This window comes from Pseudoalteromonas sp. SR45-5 (genome assembly GCF_014163565.1).
Taxonomy (GTDB): domain Bacteria; phylum Pseudomonadota; class Gammaproteobacteria; order Enterobacterales; family Alteromonadaceae; genus Pseudoalteromonas; species Pseudoalteromonas distincta.
Genome location: NZ_JACJDN010000073.1, coordinates 1 through 10,172 on the forward strand (window position 1 = coordinate 1; position 10,172 = coordinate 10,172).

General features: G+C 39.8%; 11 protein-coding genes. 2 read left to right on the plus strand and 9 right to left on the minus strand.

What is annotated here, in order from left to right:
• On the minus strand, positions 1-577 hold a 577-nt coding region (gene ccmA / locus H5072_RS04610), incomplete at its 3' end, for a cytochrome c biogenesis heme-transporting ATPase CcmA (protein ID WP_182692854.1).
• 103 nt (positions 578-680) lie between these two features.
• Here ccmA and H5072_RS04615 point away from each other — a divergent pair.
• Positions 681-3,134 carry a flagellar hook-length control protein FliK gene (locus H5072_RS04615; protein ID WP_182692848.1) on the plus strand — a complete coding sequence of 818 codons (2,454 nt, stop codon included), beginning with the start codon at positions 681-683 and terminating at the stop codon, positions 3,132-3,134.
• Between the two features lie 2 nt (positions 3,135-3,136).
• A complete protein-coding gene (locus tag H5072_RS04620; RefSeq protein ID WP_138488715.1) occupies positions 3,137-3,445 on the plus strand; it encodes an EscU/YscU/HrcU family type III secretion system export apparatus switch protein in 309 nt (102 codons plus the stop codon).
• 29 nt (positions 3,446-3,474) lie between these two features.
• On the opposite strand, the gene H5072_RS04625 is transcribed toward H5072_RS04620, so the two are convergent.
• The 8 genes from H5072_RS04625 to H5072_RS04660 all read right to left on the minus strand — a co-directional run.
• The gene (locus H5072_RS04625) at positions 3,475-3,876 is read right to left on the minus strand and encodes a DUF2802 domain-containing protein (protein ID WP_024595394.1); all 402 of its coding nucleotides are present in this window, start codon (positions 3,874-3,876) and stop codon (positions 3,475-3,477) included.
• A gap of 17 nt (positions 3,877-3,893) precedes the next feature.
• Positions 3,894-4,391 (minus strand): chemotaxis protein CheW, encoded by a 498-nt coding sequence (locus H5072_RS04630; protein ID WP_002959294.1) that lies wholly within the window; start codon positions 4,389-4,391, stop codon positions 3,894-3,896.
• 24 nt (positions 4,392-4,415) lie between these two features.
• A complete protein-coding gene (locus tag H5072_RS04635) occupies positions 4,416-5,207 on the minus strand; it encodes a chemotaxis protein CheW (protein ID WP_182692849.1) in 792 nt (263 codons plus the stop codon).
• Positions 5,208-5,210: 3 nt separating this feature from the next.
• Entirely contained in the window at positions 5,211-5,981 is a 771-nt protein-coding gene (locus tag H5072_RS04640; protein WP_002959298.1) for a ParA family protein, read from the minus strand.
• 12 nt (positions 5,982-5,993) lie between these two features.
• Complete coding sequence (locus H5072_RS04645) at positions 5,994-6,953, minus strand: flagellar motor protein MotB (RefSeq protein ID WP_182692850.1); 960 nt, start codon at positions 6,951-6,953, stop codon at positions 5,994-5,996.
• A gap of 1 nt (position 6,954) precedes the next feature.
• Complete coding sequence (locus tag H5072_RS04650) at positions 6,955-7,719, minus strand: flagellar motor protein (protein WP_182692851.1); 765 nt, start codon at positions 7,717-7,719, stop codon at positions 6,955-6,957.
• Positions 7,712-8,875: a chemotaxis response regulator protein-glutamate methylesterase gene (locus tag H5072_RS04655; protein WP_182692852.1), complete on the minus strand. Its 1,164-nt coding sequence runs from the start codon at positions 8,873-8,875 to the stop codon at positions 7,712-7,714. Before H5072_RS04655 ends, H5072_RS04650 begins: the two co-directional genes overlap by 8 nt.
• Before the next feature lie 58 nt (positions 8,876-8,933).
• The coding region (locus tag H5072_RS04660) for a chemotaxis protein CheA (protein WP_182692853.1) at positions 8,934-10,172 on the minus strand (1,239 nt) is incomplete at its 5' end.

Genomic DNA, 10,172 nt, shown 5'->3' on the forward strand with positions numbered 1-10,172 from the left:
GGGTCGTTAAGTCTTGGTGGGTCGTTAATAAAATGGCACCACCGCTTTGTAAGTGTTCAGTAAATCGCTGCTGTAAAAAGGCGACACCGCCTTTATCAAGCGCGGTAAATGGCTCATCAAGTACCCATAATTTAGCATCACTTAACCAAAGCCTAACAAGCGCTACACGTCGTTGTTGTCCAGCAGATAGCATTCTAACGGGTACATCTTCAAGTCCAACAAGGCCAAGTTGCGCTAAAATAGGATATAAATCAGGCTCATTTATGTAGCCATTAATTTGTAACCAGTGGCGAACATTTTCAACTGCACTAAGCTGAGTACTTACACCTGTTTTATGCCCTATAAAAAGCAGCTCTCTGGCATACTCTTCATAGTACTTAGATATAGGTTGATCTTGGAACAGAACAGACCCTTCATCAGGCACAGAAAAGCCAGCAATAATACGCAGTAGCGATGTTTTACCAGCCCCATTAGGACCCGCTAATTGCATGATTTGACCGCTATTAAGGCTAAAATTAAGATCCGCAAACAAACAACGATCTTGCTTGATGCAGGTGACGGACTTAATGTGTAACAAGATGACGATTCTCTCTGCCAAAAATTAGGCGTTAGTCTACCATAATGATAGGGTAATACGAATATTGCTTTATAATCGATTAACAAAAACTTGATTTAAAATAATGAATACACCAACGCAAATAACATTATCTAACTCATTGGTTATCAATCAATCTGCTCACAGCCAGACCAATGAGTTACCACAGTTACCTAGTGAGGTACTTGCGGCTAAAAACATCCAATTTTCGAAAGACTCGATTACGCTTGATGTATTTATTGATAAGCATTGGCAAACATTAAGGCTTGGCACTACAAGCGCACCACAAAACCTGCAAAAAATAGTCAGTGCTAACATACAGATCAGCCCTGATGGTAAGCAGCTCAACATCTCGCCAAACAGTACAACCCTTACTTTAAATCAGCCAGTACAATTGCAGCGCTTGTTAAATTATGTAAGCACGGGCACTGAGGTACAAAGCCAACCAATGGATGTACAAGTTGCTGTATCCCCTTCTCCCAAGTTAGTTATTGATAAACTCAACGCAAGTATTGCCATAAATAAAGACGTGGCCCAGTTACTTACAACTGAACAGCCTTTAAAAGTAGTTGTTAGTACGACTAATAAAGGCGCACAGATTAATATTATTAACCGCTTTGCTGATACGGTTCACTCGCAACCACTTAGCCAAACTAAACTTACTAATTTACTCGCGGCCTTATTACCCAGTGCGCAGCTTCAAGTAACACCAAAACTGGCTATTTTAACTCATCCTCAAAAGTCAGGTTCATTTACAACACCTATTACTAATCAACAACTTGCCGAACTACCTAATACACCTATTAAAGTGAATTTAGTAAACCAGGCAGATAAATTATTTATTAAAACCGATACAAACAATATAAAAGTAACGCTTAACAACTCATTCTCTAAACCATTTAACGAGTTACTTTTAGCGCAAAAAAGCAATGCACCTGAAGTAGCCGTTTCTGCGAGTAATATTAAAGTAAATCCATTATTGACCCTAAATAGTCCAATAAAATCGTGGCTACAAAATAGTTTTAGTGATTTAAAAACGCGAATTAATGATGCGGTTAAATATTTTGAAAATAAACCTTTTGCTACAATAAGTAAATCTGAGTTAACGCAGCTATCAACTTCGCCCGCGCAACAAAAAACGTCTTTAGCTATACAACTGAGTGAATCACCGCTAAATAGAGTTAACATTACTCAAAGTGTGAGTACTGCGTTAAATAACAATACGAGCAATATTTTGCCAGAGCACTTTTCAAGGCTCCCGCCGATTGTACAATTAACGCAACTAATAAAAGGAAGTGTTAGTATTTGGCAAACACCTGTAAACACATCAACAACCTACACGCCAATAACAAATAATACTACCCCAGGTGAAGTGGCGAGCGCTAAGCTAAGTGATTTAAAAGCAAGCCAACCAAAACCCCTTATTACTAGTGAAAGCAGTAAATCGAACACTTTGCTTAACCCTACCAATGAAGTAGCCACAAAGGGACTTACCACCTCCTCAGCACAGCTTGCAATAAACGATAATAATCAAAACAACACTAGCACAGTGAACACTAAAAGCATTACCTTGTTAACTGAGCCGTTATCTAATGCGCCCTCTCGTAGTCAAATGCTACAACCAATAGAAGCAAAACTATTAAGTACATTATTAAAGCTTCCTGATGCCACAACCCCTACAGATAGGCTGGCTTACAATAAACAACTTTTAAGCAGTCAAATTACTGATATTACAGATAAGGCAATAAAAGACACCCCTGATTTAACTCGCTTAATTAATCAGGCATTTAACCGTATGGTTTCAAGTAATAACATAAACCCTGCAACCATACAGCGTGAGATACTTGCAACTTTACAGCCCACTCAACTAGCGGATGATATGCTGCAAAGTAGTTTCACTAAAGGGCTTGAACAGGTGGCTGTGAGTATTTTAGCTGCGCCTCTGATTAGCCAATCAGTAACGCCTATCAGTTTTAATAATCAAACTGGCTTAGATGCTCTCTTACAAGTACTTATACCTACTTTTAAAATGGGTAACACGGGAGCAAAAATGCTTGAACAGCTTCAACAAGCTCAAGTACAAGCTTTGGCCAGCGAAATCGTACACGTTAAAAACACACTTACCCAAGTGAGTGTCTCAACTCCAAATCAACAGCCAGACACAAACCCGCTTGCACAATTTTTATTACCGATGAGATTACCTCCAGAAGCAGCCCAAACAGAAATAACACTTGGACAGTATAAAAAGCCAAGCGCCGGTAAATTAGAAGATAAAAATGTATGGTTTGTCAGATTAAACTTTGATTATGCCCAACTTGGGCAGCTACAAATTACTGCAGAGTTAATGGATCAAGCACTCGATTGCCAGCTATTAGCCTCGAGCCAAGAAGTAAGTGCAATTGCTCACCCTCACTTAGATAATTTAAGATCAAAACTAGCTAAACATGGCTTACAAGTTGGCGAGCTCAATTTAAGGCGAGGCGATGCCAACAATCAGGCATTCTATAAATCTCACGCAATTATTAATATTAAGGTTTAGCTATGAGTGAAACACCGATTAATAAATCAGCCATTGGGCTTTTGTACGAAGCTGGTAACACACCCACTGTAAGTGTTAAAGGGTTTGGTGAATTAGCTGATGAAATAATAGCAGCGGCTAAACTAAAAGGAATTATGATCCACGAAGATGCAGCACTTGCTAAAACGTTGTCGCATTTAGAGTTAGGAGAAGAAATTCCTAAAGAGCTTTATTATGTTATTGCAGAGCTTATTGCGTTTTCGTATGTATTAAGAGGTCAATTTCCGCCAGGTTGGCAGGATTTTCAAGGTAAGTTAAATATTAAGGCTTGAGCCAATTTATCCGCACATAAAAAAAGGCGCTAAGCACCTTTTTGTTTATGTAATGAAAATAGTAATTCGGCTTCTGCTCGTGGTAGTTCGCACTCGCGTATTACTTCATCAAGGTCTGCACCTAACTCAACCATTTTTACAGCACGAGAGTAAATTTTAGCATCAGGGTCATCGTATTTTTGCGCCGCTTGCTGTTGCATTAAATCTTGGTTTTGTTGTTCAACTTCAAGCACTCGCTTACCAATACTTAAGAGCCCGGTTCTAATCTCCGAAATTTCACTGCGCAAAATATGAGTCTGCTCAGAGCTATCTTTAAGCTGCTGCGATACAGCATTAATTTCATTCGCGTGTTTATTTTTTAATGCAATAATTAACGCCAGCGATATAAGTCCTACCGCTAACGCTGATATAGCTATACTAAGTAACACCATAATTTATTTGGTAAAGCTTATATATCGCTTAACTCATCCCATTCGTCATCACTGAGTAACTTATTTAAATCAACCAAAATCAGTAATTCATTATCGCGGTTACAAACACCTTGAATAAACTTAGCGCTTTCTTCAGTACCAACATTTGGCGCACTGTCGATTTCAGAGCTGCGCAAGTAAACCACTTCCGATACGCTGTCGGCTAAAATACCAATAACTTGCTCTTCTGCTTCAATAATTAAGATGCGAGAGTTGTCAGTTGCATCAGCAGCTAGCAAACCAAAACGTGCGCGAGTATCAATAACTGTAACAACGTTGCCGCGTAAGTTAATAATACCAATCACATATGAAGGTGCACCTGGTACAGGAGCTATCTCTGTATAACGAAGTATTTCTTGTACTTGCATTACATTTACGCCGTAGGTTTCTTCCTCTAGCTTAAACGTAACCCACTGTAAAATTTCATCGTTATTATCTGCGTTTTTATTTGCTGACAGTAATTTATCTTGATTCATGCTATTACCCCGTAATGGTCATTACTACTGACGGCTATCTAAGCCTTTCTCTAATAATATATTTAAATTATCTACGTCTATCAAAGCACACATTTTTTCTTTTATAACGCCAGCAAGCCATGGGCGCTTGCTTTTATTTGTACGCCATTTTACATCTTCTTTACTCAATGTAATGTTATTTATCAACTTTTCAGCTAATAAACCCCACTGGCTATCACCTAGTGTAATCAAATATTGATAATCTAAAGATGCCTCTAATTTATCATCATATTTTTCTGGCATAACCCAACGCGCAGTATCAACAACATTAAGCTTTTCTTCTCTGTTGAGCATAACGCCTTTAAACCATTTCGGCTTACCAAACAAATGATTTACTTCACCTAATTGATGTATTCCACCAAGTGCTTTTAATGGCACAGCCAAGGTCAAGCCAGCAACTTCAAAAAACAATGCCTGAAATTCACCATCAAAATAGTCTGATTGGCTAGTAGTTACAATCTCCAGCTCTGGCTTTTCTATAGTAGTAATTGCAGGTGCTATTACTTCCTCGTCAACCACTTCATTAACTTTTTCAGTTTCAAACGCTGGCTCAGCTATTGGCTCAATTTCAACATTGAGCAAGTCATTATCAAATGTACTCTCTGCTGCTTTTAATTGTTCTATAGGTTTTGAATGAATATGCTGTTGTGAATCATCTGGGATTTGCTCAAGTAATTTTGCAACTGGCTCAAGGTTATCTACAGGCTCATCTTCACATAACAAAGCCCCGAGGTATTGTTTCATTACTTTTTCATTAGCAAACAATTGCTTACTCATTCATTAACCTTGTTCAATTAAATATTCTAGCAGTGCTTTATATGCGTATACACCGCGCGAGCGAGGACAATACTCTACAGGTACTTTTTGTGCAAAGCTTGCATCTCTAAATTTGGTATCCACCGGTATCACACCTGGCCAAACTTTATCACCATATGTACTTTGCAATGTTTTGTATGCTTCTAACGATGCTTTGGTACGTTTGTCGTACATGGTAGGAATTATAGTATATTGATAATCTTTTGCTTGAGAGGATTGCATCAAATCCATAGTACGCATCATTCTATCAAGCCCTTTGAGTGCTAAAAACTCCGTTTGCACTGGCACTAAAATTCGCTCACTTGCTGCAAGCGCATTGACCATTAACACCCCTAAAACTGGAGGGCAATCTAAAATGGCATAATCGTAATGTTCGCTAATTTTTGCAAGCGCTTTTTTTAGTATTAACCCCATCCCTGTTTTATTACCCATACTTCGATCAAGTGTAGCTATTGCCATAGTCGCAGGTAAAATATCCAGGTTTTGAAGTGTTGATGGACACAAAGCTTGGAGTATCTCTTCACTTTGCATACTTGTACCACGGGCAAAAATATCGTACACACTAACTTCTAAATCCTCTGAGTCAATGCCAAAGTAATAAGTGAGTGACGCATGAGGGTCTGTATCTATAAGCAACACACGTTTACCTTGTAATGCCAAAATACCGGCAAGGCTCACTGCGGTTGTTGTTTTACCAACCCCTCCTTTTTGATTAGCGACAGTCCAAATCTTCACATTACATCCTAATTACTGTTCATTGCGCGTTGTTATGCGAATACCACCATGAGGCAAACGAATTATTTTTATTGTATCGTCATCTGAAGGAAGTTCAATTTCAGGTTCAATCACTGCCGGCTCATCAGCTTGCCCGTCACTTTTAACCTCTTGTTTTGGCGGTAATCCATACTTAGAAAGTGCGATAACAACTTTACGATTTTCTGCGCGCCCTTGTTCTGTATCGTTACTTGCAAAAGGTGAATATTGGCCATAACCTTCTATCGCCATTCTAGCTGAATTAATGCCTAGTGCTTCCAGCTCTACTAAAATTGACGTGGCTCTAGCTACCGACAGTTCCCAGTTCGAACGAAATATCTCATTACGAATACTTTCATCATCAGTATAACCTCGTACTCTTACATAGTTATCTACTGGTGCAATTATATCTTTAACAATCTTGACGACCTGTTTTGCACGAGAGTGTGCAACTGAACTACCACTTGAAAATAACATACCTGAGCTTAGCTCTATAATCAGCCAATCTTGGTTAAGCTCTAAACTGGCTTCTCCATCACGGATTTCATCAATAAGCGCTGACTGTAATTTAATTAATAAACTATCAAGAGGTTTGCCTAAATACTTTTGCTGGATGTTGCTTGTATTACTTTGGCCGTCGAGTAGCTCAGGACCTTGCTCTTCTTTTAATATACTTTCGCCATAAAGAACTTCTTGTTCAGGTGTCACTCTATCTGTCAATATTCCATTACCGTTGACACCTTCACCTTGCTGGGAGTATTGGCGAGCTGACTTATCAAAAACCTGTTCAAGGGAATCTGACAATATTTGGAATTGTTCGTCTTTATTAATCGCTATCGCATACAGAACCACAAAAAAAGCAAACATAATAGTCATGTAATCGGCATACGATACAAGCCAACGTTCGGTATGTTGACTTTTAGCAGCAGAGTGACGAAGTCGTCGGCGTAACATGTTATTCGTCCACTAAATTAGGGCGCTCTACACGATAGGCTTCAAGCTTTAATTCTATATTTACTGGGCTTTCACCTATGCTTATTGCAATAACGCCTTCAGCAAGCATTTCATGGTAAAGCATTTTTTGCTCTACACGCTGTTTTAACTTATTTGCCATAGGTAAAAACAATAAATTAGCTAAGCCAACACCATAAATGGTCGCAATAAATGCCGTTGCAACGCCGGCACCAAGCATTTGTGGATCGGTAATAAACGACATTGCCTGTATTAAGCCAAGCACCGCACCTAAAATACCAATGGTAGGGCTGTAACCCCCCATTGCTTCATAAACACGCGCGGCTTCAAGCAAACGATCGCGCTCTAGCAGTAAATCAATTTCAAGCGTGTCACGTAGTATTTGCTCTGAGCAGCCATCGACAAGTAAGCTTAAACCTTTTGCTGCATACGCATCTGGGTGAGCTAAGGCTTCATTCTCAAGCGCTAAGTAACCTTCTTGACGTGCTTTATGAGACCATCGTTTAACTTGCTCTATTGCGTCTTCAATATCGTATTGTGGTGCAACAAAAACCCACGAGCTCATATTTAGCATTTTTTTGAATGTGCTAGCAGAGGTTTGCAACATAACAGCGCCAAGCGTGCCACCAAGTACAATAATAAGCGCAGGGCCATTAAATAAAGCTGAAACAACACCGCCTTCTAAAGAATAACCTAAACCTATTGCACTAAGTGCTACCAATAGTCCAAATATTGAGAGTTTATCCACAACCTACCTCTCTCATTATACGTGCTGCAACATCGCTCAATGCTAAGCTTTCACTTGAAAGCCCCGCATTAGCAATTGCTTGGGGCATTCCATAAACGACACAGCTTTTCTCATCCTGTGCCCAAATAGTTGCCCCCGTTTGTTTTAACATTCTTGCACCATCACGACCATCAGCGCCCATACCTGTTAAAACAATAGCAAGTACATCACCTTGGTACGTTTTAGCTGCACTAGCAAACGTTACATCTACGCTTGGTTTATAACTTATTCTCTCGCTATGATCCTCAAATACGCGCAGCGTTCTATTTGCTCCACGCCCCTCTACCATCATCTGCTGTCCGCCAGGCGCTAAATAAGCAGTTCCTGGTTGTAAGCGATCGCCCTGTTGTGCTTCTTTCACTTTTATTTGGCACAAACCGTTTAAGCGCGCTGCAAACGCGGGTGTAAATGCAGCGGGCATGTGCTGAATAAGTAAAATAGGGTGAGGAAAATTAGCAGGCAATTGAGTCAATATAGTTTGCAGAGCAACAGGACCACCTGTAGAAGTACCAATAGCTAAAAGTTGATATTGTTTTCCACTTGCTCGCATTGAGGCAACATTTGAACTTGTCGATGCAACAGGCGCAGCTCTTTGAAAGCTTCTATCAGGCTGCTTGATTTGAGTTGTTGATGTGCTTGCTCTTTGCGAAAGTGAACTTGTTGGTTTCGTTGAAATGACAGGTTTAGCTGGTGTTGCCGCTCTAAATGTTCGCGGTAAACGTCTTCGCCCTATATCTTTTACTTTACTTTGCAAAAGCTTAATTGCATCTTCATTATTGCGTGCAATATCTTCAAATTTTTTCGGTAAAAAATCCATTGCGCCAGCATCTAACGCATCAAACGTTGCTGTTGCACCATCACGTGTAAGTGATGAAAACATTAAGATAGGAGTTGGGTTACTCGCCATTATCTCTTTAACTGCGCTAATACCATCAAGCACAGGCATTTCGACATCCATGGTGATCATGTCAGGACGCAATTGAGCTGCTTTCTCAACAGCCTCTCTGCCATTAACAGCAAAGCCTATAACTTGTATATCGCTATCTTGCTCAAGGATTTCGCTTACTCTACGGCGAAAAAAGCTTGAATCATCAACAACTAAAACTTTAACGGCCATTTAGCTCTCTTATTAAATTTATGCGTAGGTATATATTAAATATATACCTACTTTATTATTAGCCTGCGTAATGTTTTAACATGTTTGGAACGTCTAAAATCAGTGCAATGCCGCCATCCGAAGTTATTGTAGCGCCTGCCATACCTGGCGTTCCTTGAAGTAACGCATCAAGCGGCTTAATAACTACTTCTTCTTGGCCAATTAATGAGTCAACAACAAAACCAATTTGTTGCGTACCAATTTGTACAATAACGACGTGACCTTTAGATTTTCGCTGAGAACGATCTGAGCCTTTTACTAACCAATGCTCAAGGTAAAATAACGGTATCGCCTTTTTACGCACAATAATTGTTAATTGCCCATCAACTACATTCGTCTTCGTTAAATCTAAATTGAATATCTCACTAACACCAGCCAGTGGTAACGCAAATGTTTGTGCGCCAACAACGACCATTAATGTCGGTAATATAGCCAAGGTAAGTGGTACTTTTATTTCTAAAATAGTACCGACACCAAGTTCAGACTGAATGCTTACTGAGCCATTAAGTTGCGTGATCTTAGTTTTAACTACGTCCATTCCTACACCACGGCCTGAAATATCAGATATTTCTTCTTTTGTAGAAAAGCCAGGTGCAAAAATCAGGTTATATGCTTCGGTGTCAGAAAGTCGACTCGCTTGGTCATGATCGAGTACGCCTTTACTAATTGCAATTTTTTTCAGTTTTTCAGCATCCATACCTGCACCATCATCTTTGATGGTTAGCAAAATATGGTCGCCCTCTTGAGACGCTGATAAAGTAACATTACCTGTTCTAGGCTTACCAGCTGCTTCACGAACAGCGGGCATTTCAATACCATGGTCAACTGAGTTTCTAACTAAATGCACAAGCGGGTCGGCAAGTGCTTCAACTAAGTTTTTATCTAGATCGGTTTCTTCACCAATAAGTTTTAAATCAATATCTTTATTTAAGCTACGTGCTAAGTCGCGTACAACGCGAGGGAAGCGACCAAATACCTTCTTAATTGGTTGCATTCGCGTCTGCATAACCGCACCTTGAATATCCGCAGTCACTACATCTAAGTTAGAGATTGCTTTACCCATCGCTTCACTGTCTGAGTTAGTCGCTAAACTAACCAAACGATTTCGTACAAGAACTAACTCACCAACCATATTCATAATTTGATCGAGTCGTTTTGTATCTACGCGAACGGTGGTTTCTGCAGCTGGTGGCGCTGATTTTTTTGGAGCTGCTGCTGGTGGTGCTTTAGCTGCTGGCTTCTCTGGCGCTTTTTCAAC